The sequence below is a fragment of the Paraprevotella sp. genome, from assembly GCF_986071375.1.
Genome location: NZ_CFQRNQ010000006.1, coordinates 61,906 through 76,006, shown reverse-complemented (window position 1 = coordinate 76,006; position 14,101 = coordinate 61,906). Strand labels below are relative to the sequence as shown.

Genomic DNA, 14,101 nt, shown 5'->3' with positions numbered 1-14,101 from the left:
ATAAAATATGAAAATTGAAAAAACGGAGCGGGAACGCATCATCCGGTTGGTGAAGCAACAGGTGGTGCCGGCAATGGGATGCACAGAACCTATATGCGTATCTCTTTGTGTGGCCCGCGCGGCAGAGGTGCTTGGAGAAAGGCCGGTCGCTGCCGGCGTCTTTCTCAGCGCGAATATACTGAAAAATGCCATGGGGGTGGGAATTCCCGGTACGGGTATGGTGGGACTTCCCATAGCCATAGCTTTAGGCGTAGTGGCAGGTAAGTCTGCATACGGACTTGAGGTGCTGAAAGACGTAACGCCGGCCGACGTAGAACAAGGAAAACAATATATCGCGGAGCGGCGTGTCAAAATATCATTGAAAGAAGGCATTTCGGAAAAGCTTTATGTCGAAGCCATAGTGGATGGTGAGTCCGGCCATAGGGTTACGGCTGTCATCGCCGGTCAGCACACGCATTTCGTTTATGTGGAGAAAGACGGGCAAGTGCTGTTGGACAACCGTATGCCTCAAGGAGAGGAATCCGGAGAAGACGAATGCGAACTCAACTTGCGTAAAGTGTACGATTTTTCCGTAGAGGCACCGTTGGAAGAAATCGAATTTATCCGGGAAGCACGCCGCTTGAACGAATCTGCCTCCCAACAGGCCTTGAAAGGGTGCTACGGACATGAGTTGGGCAAGACGCTGAGCCGTCCTTTGGGGCGTGGTATTATGGGGGATACGATATTCTCTCATATCCTGTCGAGCACCTCATGTGCGTGCGATGCCCGCATGGCTGGGGCTATGATTCCGGTGATGAGCAATTCTGGAAGCGGCAACCAGGGGATTTGCGCTACGATGCCGGTCGTGGTTTTTGCCGAAGAGAACCACAATACGGACGAAGAACTTATCCGCGCGCTTATGCTGAGCCATCTGACAGCCATTTATATCAAGCAAAGTCTGGGGGTCCTGTCGGCATTGTGCGGATGCGTGGTGGCTTCCACGGGATCGAGCTGTGGCATCACCTATCTGATGGGAGGAAAGTACGAGCAAGTCTCATACGCCGTAAAGAATATGATAGCGAACCTTACCGGGATGATTTGCGATGGAGCCAAACCGAGTTGCGCATTGAAATTGACGAGCGGGGTTTCTACGGCTGTATTGTCAGCCATGTTGGCCATGCAACAGAAGTGTGTGAGCAGTGTGGAAGGCATTATCGACGATGATGTGGATAAGAGCATACACAACTTGACCAGTATCGGGGCTGAAGCCATGAACGAAACCGACCGTAAGGTTTTGGAGATTATGACACATAAGAACTGAATTTGGATTTAAGTCTTTTTAAGAAGAAAACGGGCGAAAGCCCGTTTTTTCTGATTTATATCAGATGTTTATTCCGACAGAAGTTTTAGATTTGTAACCGTTATTCATTAACCCAATTTTTAACTATTATGAAACAAAAAATCAAAATGCTTTTTGCATGCGGTTGTCTGGCGGCGTGGTCTGCCGGAACATTGGCACAGTCGTTTACGTGGTACTCGAGCACGGAAGACAACATGTGGCAAACCTCTGTCGTGAAGATGGCCAAGAAGGCTGGGAATCCCTTGGTGACGGTGGACGAAGATGAGAAGCCCATCGTGGAGTTCAAGGCATGGGCTGCCACGTTTAACGAATTGGACTGGGACGCATTGGGGATATTGACCCGTGATGAGCAGGATGAAATCTTGAAGAAGGTATTTTCACCGGATGGCGATTTGCGTTTTTCCCGTGGCCGCATTTCCATGAACGCCAACGACTATGCCCGGTCCTGGTATAGCTGCGACGAGGTGGAAGGGGATTTAGAACTGCGTTATTTCAACATCGACCGAGACAAGCAGACAATAATTCCCTTCATACGTGCGGCACAGAAGTATAACCCTGATTTGACGTTCTGGATATCTCCATGGTGCCCTCCCAGTTGGATGAAAATCAATGGTGATTATCCTGTGCTGGGCAGCAAGTTCAATAACATGCCCGAAAAGATGAACTACATCCTTTACGGTAATGTGAACGATAAGGTGGATCCCGACGAAATGAAACTGGTCGGCAAGAGAGGGGATAAGTTCCCACGCCAGTTGGCCACCACGGACTACTTTATACAAGATCCGCGTTACTTGCAGGCGTACGCCAATTATTTCTGTAAGTTTATCGACGCTTACAAGGAACAGGGGGTGAATATCGACATGGTGATATATCAGAACGAGGCATACAGCTACACGCCTTACCCTGGTTGTGCATGGACGGCCGAGGGAACGGTGCGGTTCAATCGTGACTATCTGGGTCCCACGCTCAGACAAAAACATCCGGAGGTGAAGCTTTATCTCGGGACGTTCAACACTAACCGTGTGGACTATGTGCAGAAGATTGCTTCCGACACGAAGTTGCAGGAATACGTTAGCGGCATGGCATTCCAATGGGAAGGCCGCGAGTCGCTCCCCGTGCTACGCAAGGAACATCCTGGGTGGAACTATATATGTTCGGAAAGCGAATGCGGATGGGGCAGCTTCGACTGGGGGGCAGGCGAACATACCTTTGAACTGATGAACCATTACTTAGGCAACGGGTGCAACGAATACACTTTCTGGAATTTCATCTTGGCCGACAATGGCGAGAGCCCGTGGGGATGGAAGCAGAACGCGCTCATTCGCGTGGATTCCAAAACCCGTAAGTTTACTTATACACCGGAGTATTTTGCCGTGAAGCATTACAGTAATTTTATCTCGAAAGGCACACGTGTGGTGGCTTACAAGGCACAGGGTGAAGACAGGATGCCGGTATTGGTATGCCAGACACCGGAGGGTAAGTATGTGGTCGTTGCCGGAAATTTCAAGGACGAGGCTTCTCCTTTGGTCGTCAAGATAGGAGAGAAGAGCTTGTCTGCTGAATTGGCGGCGCATTCTTATAATACATTTGTGATGAAATGATACGGTTTGCATAAGGGTTTCCCCGTAAAAAGGGCCGGTTTCGCAAGGGGACGGAACCGGCCCTTTGCGTATGCCGTACAGTGTAGGGCTTGTTAAAACTTGTTATATCCAGTAGGGGAAAAGTTTTCAGGAGTAAACCTTAAGCCCGGAAACGGGTCATACTTCTGTGAAACAAAAAAGAATGGTTTAATTAAAAAGGAAACAACTATGAGAAAATGGATGGTGGCCGCATGTTTTGCTTTGTTGGCCGGAAGCACATTGTCAGCCCAAGAGGGCGGAAACGCGCCGCATATGCGGACGGATCCCGGACAGATGGCCAAAAGGATGGCCGGGAAACTGATGTTGGACGACGAAACATCGGCAAAATTCATTCCCCTTTACGAGGAATACATGCAAAAGTTGGCGGAATGCCGCATACCCGGAAAGAAAATGGGAAGTCAGGCGGCACAATCGGATAAAGATATAGATGAGAACATAAAGGCTCGTTTTTCGGCTCAGGAGAGACGGTTGGACGTGCAGAAAAGCTACTATGACAAGTTTAAGAAAGTGTTGACGATGAGACAGGTGCAACAGCTTTATGAACGTCCGGACATGGGAAGTCGTCCGCGTTTTCAGGGACAAAGACAGCATCCTGCGCCGCGTCGCTGAAAAGCAGGCAGGAGGCTGTAAAACCGTTTGTCGCAGAACGGAAAATCAATCTCAGGAGATTGAAAAATCATTCGGCTGAGAATGAAAAATCGTTTGGCGCAGATTTTTATGACGTTAATTATCAGGTTGTTGCAAATTGCCTTCCGAATGTATTTTTTAGGTCTGGAACATAAGAGTAGGAAACACAGGTGAGGGCGATAGAGGAGTCAGGAAAAAATGACCGGGCATACAGAGGAGAATTTCTTGGTATGCCCGGTCTTTTTTCAGAAGTTGCGGAGCGTGGTGTGTCATGCCATGGTGCCGCCCATGATGTCCAACAATTCGTTGGTGATGGCTTGTTGGCGTCCTTTGTTGTACACGACGGTTAGGTCCTGTATCAAGTTGTTGGCATTGTCCGTGGCTATCTGCATGGCCATGCTTCGTGTGGCATGTTCGGATGCGTTGGAGTCTAAAAGCGTGGTATAGACTTTCAGTTTCAACACCTCCGGAATCAGTTTGGCCAATAAAACCTCTTCCGAAGGTTCTATCAGGTAGTCCGGCTGCCGGTTGCCGTCCGGAGCCTCGGTCATGGCAGACAAATCTATCGGTAAATATACCGTGTTGACGAGTTCCTGCGAACCGGCAGATTTAAAGTGATGGTAAATAAGCTCAACCCGGTCTATGTCGCCCGACAAAAAACGTTCGCATAGTTCCGCAGCCAGTTTCTCACATTCCGTATAATTAGGCTTGTCGGCCATGTGCGTGTAATCTCCGGCCGGGGTAAAGCCCGATTTTTTCACTGCGTCCGCAATCTTTCTCCCTATGGGATAGATGACGAGGTTTTCCTTTGCCATTTGCGCGTGTCCGTCCAACCACTGATGGTAAGCGCGTATGACGTTGGAGTTGAATCCGCCGCATAAACTGCTGTTGGACGAGAATATGACCAGTGCGATGCGCTTTGCCTCCCGTTGAGTGGCAAAGGGCGATTCTGCCTTACCGCCGGTTTGCAAGAAGTGGGTCATGATGGCCGACATCTGCCGTTCGTAGGGCAACATGCCTTCGATGACTTCTTGTGCCTTGTGCAGCTTGGCGGAAGCCACCATTTTCATGGCCGACGTAATCTTCAGCGTATTATTGGCCGAGAGTATTCTGCCCTTTACTTCTTTTAATGATGCCATGGTCTAATCAGTTTTTAAATAACAGAAGGGTGGATTGGGCCACTTCCTCGATGACTTTGGTCACTTGTTCGTTGATGGTCCCTGCTTCTAAGACCTCTAGCACATCCTGACGGTGCGACGCACGCAAGCTTTCCAAAAATTCGTGTTGGAAGGCAATGACTTGGTCGATACGTATGTCGCGCATCAATCCGTGCGTACCGCAATAGAGGATAGCGACTTGTTCGCCTACCGGCATTGGGGAGTACTGGGGTTGTATCAACAGTTGGTTGTTCTTTCGTCCGCGGTCGATGGTCATGACGGTCACGGAATCCATGTCGTTGCTGAACTTGGAGAAAGCTTCCAGTTCACGGTATTGCGCCTGGTCGATTTTCAGTGTACCGGCCACTTTCTTCATGCTCTTGATTTGCGCGCTGCCGCCCACACGGGATACGGAGATACCTACATTGATGGCCGGACGGAAGCCTTGGTTGAACAAGTCCGTTTCGAGGAATATCTGTCCGTCGGTGATGGAAATCACATTCGTAGGGATGTAGGCGGATACGTCGCCTGCCTGTGTCTCGATGATGGGGAGTGCCGTGAGCGAACCTCCGCATTTCACTTTTCCTTTCAGGCTTTCCGGCAGGTCGTTCATCTGCTCGGCCACTTCCTGTTGGTTGATGATTTTGGCTGCACGTTCCAACAGGCGGGAGTGCAGGTAGAAGATGTCGCCGGGGTAAGCTTCGCGGCCCGACGGGCGGCGCAGGATGAGCGAAACTTCGCGGTAGGCTACGGCCTGTTTGGAAAGGTCGTCGAATACGACTAAGGCATGGCGGCCGGTGTCGCGGAAATATTCCCCGATGGCTGCCCCGGCAAACGGTGCGAAGTATTGCAATGCGGCCGGGTCGGCAGCCGTGGCGGCAACGACCACCGTGTAGTCCATGGCACCTTTTTCACGCAGCGTGTTGACGATGTTGGCCACGGTGGAGCCTTTCTGCCCGATGGCCACATAGATGCAGTACACCGGTTTGCCCGCCTCGTAGGCGGAGCGTTGGTTGATGATGGTGTCGATGGCTATCGCGGTCTTTCCCGTTTGGCGGTCGCCGATAATCAATTCACGTTGTCCCCGTCCGATAGGAATCATGGCATCGATGGCCTTGATGCCTGTCTGCAAGGGTTCCGATACCGGTTGGCGGTAAATGACCCCGGGAGCTTTGCGTTCCAACGGCATTTCGAAAAGTTCTCCTCCTACGGTACCTCTTCCGTCCAAAGGAACGCCCAACGGGTCGATGACACGTCCCAACATGTTCTCGCTGACCCGTATGGACGCAATTCGTCCCGTACGTTTCACGATCATGCCCTCTTTGATGAGGTCTGTGGCTCCTAAGAGGACGGCACCCACGTTGTCCTCTTCCAGGTTCATCACTACGCCCATCACTCCGTTTTCAAATTCCAATAATTCATTGGCCTCGGCATGGAGCAACCCATAAATACGTGCCACGCCGTCGCTGACCTGCAACACGGCACCCACTTCGTCGAACTGGATAGACGTGTTGATTCCTTTGAGCTGTTGGAGCAATACCTCCGAAACCTCGCTGGGTCTTATCTTATCTGGCATATTCTTGTTTCCTTTTCATTATACTATTCTTCTGTTTTTCTCGATGAACTGTTTCTTCACGCGTTTCAACTGTCCGGCTATGCTGGCATCGATTCGCCAATAGCCGATTTCCAGAATGCCACCGCCGATGATACCGGGGTCTACTTTGGTTTTGAATTCCACCGTGCGTCCCCGATAGCGTTTCAGGATGAGCGTTTTCAGTTCGTTGAGGGTTTCCTCCGGTAGCGGCATAGCCGTGACAAGTTTTCCCTGACGTATTTTTTTCTTTTTCCGATATAAGAATAAGAAAGAATGCAGGATGAAAGCCAACAGCTTTTCGCGCCTTTTTTCAAGTAGCAGATAGAAAAATTTGGTCAGCTCTTCGCATGTGTCAGCTCCGGCGGTAGCATTGTGCAGGAGCTTTATTTTCTCTGTGCGGCTCACCATCGGATTCTCTATCGTGTGGCGGAACTCCGGAAGCTCGTTGTATTGGAACAGGAGCTGTTGAGCCTGTTCGTACACCAAGGTCTCGTGTCCGTTCTCACACGCGAAGAGCAGCAATGCGCGGGCATAACGTCTTGCAATAATTCCTATATCCATTATTCAATGTCGTTGTTTGATTTAACTTCGTCCAACAGTCTGTTCACTAATTCAAGCTGTTCCTTATCATCAGACAGTTTTTTACGCAACACCTTTTCAGCTACATCTACGGACAGTATTGCCACTTGCCGACGTATGTCGTTGATGGCGCTTTCTTTTTCCGCAGCAATCTGGTGGCGGGTCTCGTCCAGGGCTTTCCGAGCTTCGGTGCGTGCCCGTTCGCGCGCTTCTGCGATGATGCGGTCGCGCGTGGCGGAAGCTTCTTTCAGTATGGCGGTCTGCTCTTCGTGCGCCCGTGCTAGCAGTGCTTCGCTTTCGGCTTTCACCTGCTGCAACTGCTCGTTGGCCTGGCGGGCAGCCTCCAACGAACTGTCTATGTATTGTTTCCGTTTGTCCACCATTCCGGTGATGACAGGAAATGCGTATTTAGCCAAGATGAAGAATACGATTCCGAATATAATCACCATCCAGAACAATGTACCCGGATCCGGGGTTAGCAGTCCCATAAGCAACAACGGTTTAGAGGAACAATGTCAAAAGACAAACGACAATGGCGATGAGGGCTACACCTTCTATCAAAGCTGCCGCGATGATCATGTTCATACGCACGTTGTTGGATTCCGACGGCTGTCGTGCGATGGCGTCCATGGCCGACCCGCCGATGCGTCCGATACCTATGCCTGCGCCCAAAACGGCAATACCAGCGCCAATCGCTGCACCCAACTTGGTAAGACCTATACCTCCGATAGCTTGTAATAAAATGGATAATAACATAATGTTTCTGTTTTTAAGGGTTATACTTGATTTTCTAATAGTTCTTTTTAATTCTCTTCTTTAATACGTGACAGGCCGATGAACACAGCCGACAACATGGTGAATACATACGCCTGGATGAAGGCTACGAGAAGTTCCAACAGGTCCATGAAGATGCCGAACAATACGGATATGACTGTCATGGAACCGTTGATGACCGGACCGGCCTTCACCGTGATGAAGATGATGGCTACCAAACTTAGGATGGCTGCGTGCCCGGCCATGATGTTGGCAAACAGACGGATCATCAATGCAAATGGTTTGGTGAAAATTCCGAATAGCTCGATCATCGGCATGAGAGGCACGGGAACTTTCAACCATAAGGGGACTTTCGGCCAAAAAATATCCTTCCAATAGGCTTTTGTTCCGTAGATGTTGGTGAAGAGAAAGGTGCACAATGCCAATACCAATGTAATGGCAATGTTTCCCGTGACGTTAGCTCCTCCCGGAAAGATTGGAAGAATACCCATCAGGTTGTTAACCAGAACGAAAAAGAATGCGGTCAGCAAATAGGGAGCGTATCTCCGGTAGTCTTCCCCGATACATCCTTTGATGACTTCGTCGTTTATCATGACCACCAGAGCCTCTATCATGCCCACACCTCCTTTAGGTGCCCCTTCGCTCACTTCGTGACGTTTATACCAACGCGCACATCCCAACATGATGGCCACCAATATGATGCTGTTGATGAACAGTGCCAACACATTCTTGGTGATGGAGATGTCGAACGGGCGGATTTCTTCTCCCGTGGCATTCTTTTCCACGATTTTGTTTTTGTATTCACCGTCCGGTGCGATGTATAATCCTTCGTATCGGGCCTGGTTTCTCAGACGGGCGGATGAAAACACATGCCAACCGGAAGAGCTTTTCACAATCACGGGCAGGGGGATGCGTATGGAGGCGTCTCCGATGTCCGTGATATGCCATTCGTATGCGTCTTCGATATGGCCGAATACGATTTCGTACACATCTATTTCCTCGTTTTCCTCAGCTTGCGCTTGCCGGGGCATGAACATCAACAGGCATAGGCCTATACAGCATAAATATTTTAGTAGCTTCATTCCTTAGACTTCTCTTTTTATGTGTCCGGATAAGGGAGCGGTCAGGCCGTCGCTTCCGTTACGCAGACGGAGACTGTGTTGTCATTCACTTCTACAAAACCACCTGAAATGTTCACGCGGTTTTTGTCTTTTCCGCTTCGGTAAACGACTTCTCCTGCGTCGAGGGACGAAATCAGGGGAGCGTGGTTGTAGAAAACGGCGAACTGTCCGGCACTGCCGGGAAGTCTTACGTACTTCACCAGACCTTCGAACAAAGTCTTTTCCGGAGACACGATGAGCAAATGAATTTTATCCTCTTCCATACGATTTAATTTTGGGCTGCGCTCAACAATTCTTTTCCTTTGGCAATGGCGTCTTCAATGGTACCCACGTTGAGGAATGCCTGTTCGGGAAGGTCGTCCACCTCTCCGTCCAATATCATCTTGAATCCTTTGATGGTGTCCTCGATGGATACCATGACGCCCGGCACGCCCGTAAACTGTTCGGCCACGGCAAAGGGTTGCGACAGGAAACGTTGTACCCGTCGAGCACGGTTCACCGTCAGGCGGTCTTCATCCGAAAGCTCGTCCATGCCGAGGATGGAAATGATGTCTTGCAGCTCCTTGTTCCGTTGCAGGATTTGCTTGACGCGCTGTGCCGTTTCGTAGTGTTCCTGTCCCACGATGAGCGGGTCAAGGATACGGGATGTGGATTCCAAGGGATCCACCGCAGGATAAATGCCCAACTCCGTGATTTTACGGCTCAGTACGGTGGTGGCATCCAGATGCGTGAATGTCGTGGCCGGGGCTGGGTCGGTCAAGTCGTCGGCAGGCACGTACACAGCTTGTACAGAAGTGATGGAGCCATTCTTCGTGGACGTGATTCGTTCTTGCATCTGTCCCATTTCGGAAGCCAGTGTCGGCTGATAGCCCACGGCCGAGGGCATGCGCCCCAACAGGGCGGACACTTCGGAACCGGCCTGGGTGAAACGGAAGATATTGTCGATGAAGAACAGGATGTCCCGCGGTCCGTCTCCCTTATTGTTGTCACGGAAAGACTCAGCCAAGGTCAGACCGGAAAGTGCTACGGAAGAACGTGCGCCCGGCGGTTCGTTCATTTGTCCGAACACCATGGCCACTTGTGATTTTTCCACTTCGTTCATGTCCACTTTCGAGAGGTCCCAGTGTCCGGCATCCATGCTTTTCAGGAATTCGTCGCCGTACTTGATGACACCGGACTCAATCATTTCGCGCAGCAGGTCGTTACCTTCACGCGTACGTTCTCCCACACCGGCGAACACGGAAAATCCGTTGTGCTTTTTGGCGATGTTGTTGATGAGTTCCTTGATTAATACCGTTTTTCCTACGCCCGCCCCGCCGAACAGTCCGATTTTCCCTCCTTTCAGATAGGGTTCCAACAGGTCTATCACTTTGATGCCCGTGAAAAGCACTTCCTGAGTGGTGGAAAGGTCTTCAAACTTGGGAGGGTCCCGGTGGATGGGGGACGCACCGCTCTCGTCCAAGGCCGGCATGCCGTCGATGGCGTCGCCTACGACGTTCATGACCCTTCCGCGAATCTGTGCGCCCACCGGCATGGTGATGGGTTTTCCTGTGGAGACCACTTTCATGCCACGTTGCAGTCCGTCCGTGCTGTCCATGGCGATGGTACGCACCGTGTCTTCTCCGATGTGTTGCTGTACCTCGACAATCAATGTCTTGCCGCCCGGACGTTGGATTTTCAGGGCGTCGTGTATGCTCGGAAGGTTGGCGTTCTGTTCTTTTTCGCTGTGTTCGAAATGAACGTCCACCACCGGGCCGATAATTTGCGATATGTGTCCTAATACCTCTGCCATAAATGATGTTTATACCTTAATTATATATAATCGTTTTATTTGTTTCGTGTTCTTTTTACCTGTCGAACCGATTGTTTTGTCGTTTGCTTTCGTGGAACGTGTCGAACCGCTTGGGTTTCTCAACATTCTTATACATTATTTAATGTCAACCGTGTCTTTCTTTCGCTTCGTTTATAATAGTTTAACCCGGAGACATTTCCATTTTTCTTGTTTCAAAGTTAAGGGTAATTTCTCTTTTTCGTAAATTTGTAGAATTAATAATATTCATGATTTCTATTGATTTTTCTTATGGAACTGACTCCGCTGAAATATTTCGTCAAATTGGCAGACGTGCTTTCATTCACAGAAGCCTCCAAAGAGCTTTTTATCACGCAGAGCACCTTGTCGCTAAGCATCAAGCAACTGGAAGAGGAACTCGGCGTGACACTGTTCGACCGCATCGGGAAGAAAATCTATCTGACGGATGCCGGACGGGATTTTTTGGACTGTTCCCGTAAGGCGATAGAGGAGGTGGCGTATGGCATACAGCATTTGAAGGAAATGCAGCATGTCTATACGGGAAAGATAAAGATTGGCGTAATATACAGCCTTTTCCCTTTGCTGAATATTTGCGTGTTGAAGTTTACGAAGGCTTTTCCAAAAGCCGAGCTTTCTATTGTCTATTCCCATTCGGTGTTGGAACTGGTGGAGCTGATCAATTCCAACAAACTTGATTTCGCGTTGAGTTACAACCCGCAGGATGTGTCTGCGCTTACGGAATCCAAGGAATACGCCTGCATGCCTTTGTGTGTCATTGTCCATGAAAGCCATCCGGTGGCCATCCGGAAACATTTTTCCTTGTCGGACTTGAACGAGTTCCCCGTTATCTTCTTGGACAAAGAGCTGTACACCCGGAAGGTCATAGACCGCATGCTGGCCCAGTACAGGGTGAAGGTAAAACCTCAGATAGAAGTCAACAGCACGCCGCTATTGCTTGAAATGCTGCGCACGGGGCATTGGATTTCCATTTTGCCTCAGGACATGACGGTAAGCAGCCCGGACTTGAAAGCCGTGCCGATTAAGGAGAAGACAGAGATGATGCACATCAGCCTTCTTTCCCTTAAAGGTAAAAGGCATTCTTTGTTGACGGAGAAATTTCTGGAAGTGTTGCGGATGGAGACGCAAAAAATACAAGAGCGTAGAATTGCCGGAGGAAAAGACTCGGATTTGTTTGAAGGGAAATCTGCCGAAGAAGAAGCATGATGCACCGTATATATATAAGGTATGGGCGAAATAGCGGAAGTGGTTGGATTTTAGTTTGGACTTTGTAATGGATAAAATAGGATATGAGAAAAAACATTTGGATTATCGTGGGCGCATGGGCCTGTTTTTCAGCTTGCAGGTCTGTGCAAGCTCCCCAACTTATCGGGGGAAATAAGGATGAACATGGTTGTCTTACGGCGGCCGGTTATACGTGGAGTGAACTTCGCCGGGACTGTATCCGCATCTTTGAGGACGGAGTGCGTGTGGACGACCCGTCTTTGCAACCCTCTTTAGCGTCGTACGCCGTGTTTGCGGCAGACAGCAGCCGGGTGGAGGTTTTCCGTCCGTCTCCGTTTCGGAACGAGATACTCGACCGTAAGGGGGGCGTTTGGCAGGGCAAGACCTGCAAGTTGTATCGGACAGGAAACCGGTGGGAACTTCGCGGAAAGTGAAATCAAACAAACAGACTTTGTATGGAACGAATTATCAATCATTTTACAGATGATGACCTGTATAAGTTCACCATGTGCTGTGCGGTCATCGACAATTTTCCCCGTGCTCAGGTGAAGTACCGGTTTACCGACCGGGACCATACCGTCTATCCGCCGGGCTTTGCCGACAAATTGCAGGAACAAATCATCCTGTTGGAGGACGTGGTCATCACGGACGAGGAAATTGCGTTCATGAAACGGCGGTGCAGCTACATTCCCGGTTGGTTCTACACCTATTTGAAAGGCTACCGTTTCTGTCGCGAATGGGTGAAAGTCCGGCAGGATGCCGAGGGGCATCTGTACGTGGAGTTCGAAGGGAGTTGGGCCGATACCATCCTGTTGGAAGTGAAAGTGCTGGCCATCATTTCCGAGCTTTATTACAGGATGACGGGCGAAGACAGCCGTTTCGATTATGAGGATTATTACCGGAAGACGTACCGGAAAGCCGTCCGCCTGTTGGAAGCCGGTTGCGTGTTCAGCGACTTCGGGACGCGCCGCCGCGTCTCGTTCGAGGCGGAAGAGACGGTGGTTCGGGCGATGAGAGACTGTTACCAAAGCCGGGAATGGAGCGGGAAGTTTGTCGGGACCAGCAATATCTACCTGGCGATGAAGTATGACCTGGTTCCTGTCGGCACGATGGCACACGAGTTTGTCTGTGCCATAGGAGGAATGTACGGCCCCCAGATGGCCAACCATATTGCCATGAACTCTTGGCGCAACACGTTCCGTGGAGCTTTGGGCACGTACCTCTACGACAGTTTCGGTTGGGACATCTTCAGCCTGAATTTTTCGGAGGACTTTGCCAACTTGTTCAAAGGTCTTCGCGTGGACAGCGGCGACAACCGTGCGGAACTGCAAAGGATTGTGGAGAAATACCGTTCGTTGGGCATCGACCCCCGTACGAAGCAGGTCATATTCAGTAATGCGCTCGACACGGACCGTGCGATAGAGATACAACGTTACGCCCGGGAGTATTGCCAACCTTCTTTCGGGATTGGCACGCACTTCACAAACGACTTCGAGGGCGTGAAGCCCATGAACATCGTTATCAAACTGGTGGCCGTGAAAATCACGGAGTCATGGACTTTCTACAACGATACTTGTAAGTTGAGCGAAGACGACGGCAAGCATACAGGCAAGCCCGAAGTGATTCGCCGTTTCATGGAAGCGTTGAATATGAAAGGATGAAGGGAGTCCGGACGATAAAAACTTCAAAATTTTGTCCGTTCTTTATGGGATTGGTTCTTAGAAAAGATTAACTTTGCATTGGGTTCCCGGTGATTCTTGCTGTGCCGTGATGTCCGGTAGCGACCGGTAGGCCGATCCAAGCAAGGCGACCTGCGCCGATACGAACAGGAACATCTGTCCTTTGCGGCAGGTGGGAATGGGAGTGGACGGGTAGGGAAAGGGGAACCGCTATATATAAGAAGGCGTTTATCATGCGCTGGTTCTTGACGCTTCGAATCTCGCAAATTCAAAATTGTAGTTATGAACTATGCAACGGTAGATGCCCATGGGATGTTTTTATAAATATCCCTAAGGGATTGTTTTGTCCTTTTGCCCCTATGGGCAAAAGGAAGGAGGCAAATCCTAAAGGGGGATTATATAAACTCATCGGCGTGGGTTCTGCGTTGCTCGTTCTACTACAATGGGCAATGCGAGAGCCTCGAAGCGTGGGACGGGTGACGGGTACAGATCTCCACGCTTTTTTTGTTGTAGTATTCTTTATCATGAGTATCATTTAA

Annotated in this window: 14 protein-coding genes; 6 read left to right on the top strand and 8 right to left on the bottom strand. The window is 50.1% G+C overall.

Features of this window, described 5'->3' with window-relative positions:
- Positions 1 to 7 precede the first annotated feature (7 nt).
- From AC5RDV_RS04840 to AC5RDV_RS04830, 3 genes are all read left to right on the top strand, one after another.
- The gene (locus AC5RDV_RS04840; protein WP_008627347.1) at positions 8 to 1,300 is read left to right on the top strand and encodes an L-cysteine desulfidase family protein; all 1,293 of its coding nucleotides are present in this window, start codon (positions 8 to 10) and stop codon (positions 1,298 to 1,300) included.
- A 128-nt stretch (positions 1,301 to 1,428) separates the two neighbouring features.
- Entirely contained in the window at positions 1,429 to 2,940 is a 1,512-nt protein-coding gene (locus tag AC5RDV_RS04835; protein WP_282747170.1) for a glycoside hydrolase family 30 protein, read from the top strand.
- 207 nt (positions 2,941 to 3,147) lie between these two features.
- Positions 3,148 to 3,588, top strand: a complete 441-nt coding sequence (locus AC5RDV_RS04830; protein ID WP_282747171.1) for a hypothetical protein — start codon at positions 3,148 to 3,150, stop codon at positions 3,586 to 3,588.
- A 287-nt stretch (positions 3,589 to 3,875) separates the two neighbouring features.
- On the opposite strand, the gene AC5RDV_RS04825 is transcribed toward AC5RDV_RS04830, so the two are convergent.
- From AC5RDV_RS04825 to atpD, 8 genes are all read right to left on the bottom strand, one after another.
- The gene (locus AC5RDV_RS04825) at positions 3,876 to 4,745 is read right to left on the bottom strand and encodes a F0F1 ATP synthase subunit gamma (protein ID WP_282747173.1); all 870 of its coding nucleotides are present in this window, start codon (positions 4,743 to 4,745) and stop codon (positions 3,876 to 3,878) included.
- Positions 4,746 to 4,752: 7 nt separating this feature from the next.
- The gene (atpA, locus tag AC5RDV_RS04820) at positions 4,753 to 6,339 is read right to left on the bottom strand and encodes a F0F1 ATP synthase subunit alpha (protein ID WP_282747174.1); all 1,587 of its coding nucleotides are present in this window, start codon (positions 6,337 to 6,339) and stop codon (positions 4,753 to 4,755) included.
- Between the two features lie 18 nt (positions 6,340 to 6,357).
- Positions 6,358 to 6,918 carry a F0F1 ATP synthase subunit delta gene (locus AC5RDV_RS04815; protein ID WP_008627355.1) on the bottom strand — a complete coding sequence of 187 codons (561 nt, stop codon included), beginning with the start codon at positions 6,916 to 6,918 and terminating at the stop codon, positions 6,358 to 6,360.
- Positions 6,918 to 7,424: a F0F1 ATP synthase subunit B gene (gene atpF / locus AC5RDV_RS04810; protein WP_008627356.1), complete on the bottom strand. Its 507-nt coding sequence runs from the start codon at positions 7,422 to 7,424 to the stop codon at positions 6,918 to 6,920. The genes AC5RDV_RS04815 and atpF overlap by 1 nt, the downstream gene beginning before the upstream one ends.
- Before the next feature lie 13 nt (positions 7,425 to 7,437).
- Positions 7,438 to 7,692, bottom strand: a complete 255-nt coding sequence (gene atpE, locus AC5RDV_RS04805) for an ATP synthase F0 subunit C (protein ID WP_008622212.1) — start codon at positions 7,690 to 7,692, stop codon at positions 7,438 to 7,440.
- 47 nt (positions 7,693 to 7,739) lie between these two features.
- Complete coding sequence (gene atpB / locus AC5RDV_RS04800; protein WP_428387770.1) at positions 7,740 to 8,747, bottom strand: F0F1 ATP synthase subunit A; 1,008 nt, start codon at positions 8,745 to 8,747, stop codon at positions 7,740 to 7,742.
- Positions 8,748 to 8,833: 86 nt separating this feature from the next.
- The gene (gene atpC / locus AC5RDV_RS04795; RefSeq protein WP_008627358.1) at positions 8,834 to 9,094 is read right to left on the bottom strand and encodes an ATP synthase F1 subunit epsilon; all 261 of its coding nucleotides are present in this window, start codon (positions 9,092 to 9,094) and stop codon (positions 8,834 to 8,836) included.
- 5 nt (positions 9,095 to 9,099) lie between these two features.
- Positions 9,100 to 10,623: a F0F1 ATP synthase subunit beta gene (atpD, locus tag AC5RDV_RS04790; RefSeq protein WP_282747180.1), complete on the bottom strand. Its 1,524-nt coding sequence runs from the start codon at positions 10,621 to 10,623 to the stop codon at positions 9,100 to 9,102.
- Positions 10,624 to 10,911: 288 nt separating this feature from the next.
- On the opposite strand from atpD, the gene AC5RDV_RS04785 reads away from it, so the two are divergent.
- The 3 genes from AC5RDV_RS04785 to pncB all read left to right on the top strand — a co-directional run bounded on the left by AC5RDV_RS04785 (position 10,912) and on the right by pncB (position 13,544).
- Positions 10,912 to 11,865 (top strand): LysR family transcriptional regulator, encoded by a 954-nt coding sequence (locus AC5RDV_RS04785; protein ID WP_008627360.1) that lies wholly within the window; start codon positions 10,912 to 10,914, stop codon positions 11,863 to 11,865.
- Positions 11,866 to 11,948: 83 nt separating this feature from the next.
- Positions 11,949 to 12,317, top strand: coding sequence for a hypothetical protein (locus tag AC5RDV_RS04780; RefSeq protein ID WP_008627362.1), 369 nt, complete (start codon positions 11,949 to 11,951; stop codon positions 12,315 to 12,317).
- A gap of 21 nt (positions 12,318 to 12,338) precedes the next feature.
- On the top strand, positions 12,339 to 13,544 hold the full coding sequence (gene pncB, locus AC5RDV_RS04775) for a nicotinate phosphoribosyltransferase (RefSeq protein WP_008627364.1): 1,206 nt from the start codon (positions 12,339 to 12,341) through the stop codon (positions 13,542 to 13,544).
- The last annotated feature ends 557 nt before the right edge of the window (positions 13,545 to 14,101 follow it).

What these genes read in the sequence shown, in the direction of transcription:
- AC5RDV_RS04825 (WP_282747173.1), bottom strand. Translation starts at nt 4,745, where the DNA reads ATGGCATCATTAAAAGAAGTAAAGGGCAGAATACTCTCGGCCAATAAT.
- atpD (WP_282747180.1), bottom strand. Translation starts at nt 10,623, where the DNA reads ATGGCAGAGGTATTAGGACACATATCGCAAATTATCGGCCCGGTGGTG.
- pncB (WP_008627364.1), top strand. Translation starts at nt 12,339, where the DNA reads ATGGAACGAATTATCAATCATTTTACAGATGATGACCTGTATAAGTTC.
- atpB (WP_428387770.1), bottom strand. Translation starts at nt 8,747, where the DNA reads ATGTTCATGCCCCGGCAAGCGCAAGCTGAGGAAAACGAGGAAATAGAT.
- atpF (WP_008627356.1), bottom strand. Translation starts at nt 7,424, where the DNA reads ATGGGACTGCTAACCCCGGATCCGGGTACATTGTTCTGGATGGTGATT.
- atpE (WP_008622212.1), bottom strand. Translation starts at nt 7,692, where the DNA reads ATGTTATTATCCATTTTATTACAAGCTATCGGAGGTATAGGTCTTACC.
- atpA (WP_282747174.1), bottom strand. Translation starts at nt 6,339, where the DNA reads ATGCCAGATAAGATAAGACCCAGCGAGGTTTCGGAGGTATTGCTCCAA.
- AC5RDV_RS04785 (WP_008627360.1), top strand. Translation starts at nt 10,912, where the DNA reads ATGGAACTGACTCCGCTGAAATATTTCGTCAAATTGGCAGACGTGCTT.
- AC5RDV_RS04835 (WP_282747170.1), top strand. Translation starts at nt 1,429, where the DNA reads ATGAAACAAAAAATCAAAATGCTTTTTGCATGCGGTTGTCTGGCGGCG.
- AC5RDV_RS04830 (WP_282747171.1), top strand. Translation starts at nt 3,148, where the DNA reads ATGAGAAAATGGATGGTGGCCGCATGTTTTGCTTTGTTGGCCGGAAGC.
- AC5RDV_RS04840 (WP_008627347.1), top strand. Translation starts at nt 8, where the DNA reads ATGAAAATTGAAAAAACGGAGCGGGAACGCATCATCCGGTTGGTGAAG.
- AC5RDV_RS04780 (WP_008627362.1), top strand. Translation starts at nt 11,949, where the DNA reads ATGAGAAAAAACATTTGGATTATCGTGGGCGCATGGGCCTGTTTTTCA.
- atpC (WP_008627358.1), bottom strand. Translation starts at nt 9,094, where the DNA reads ATGGAAGAGGATAAAATTCATTTGCTCATCGTGTCTCCGGAAAAGACT.
- AC5RDV_RS04815 (WP_008627355.1), bottom strand. Translation starts at nt 6,918, where the DNA reads ATGGATATAGGAATTATTGCAAGACGTTATGCCCGCGCATTGCTGCTC.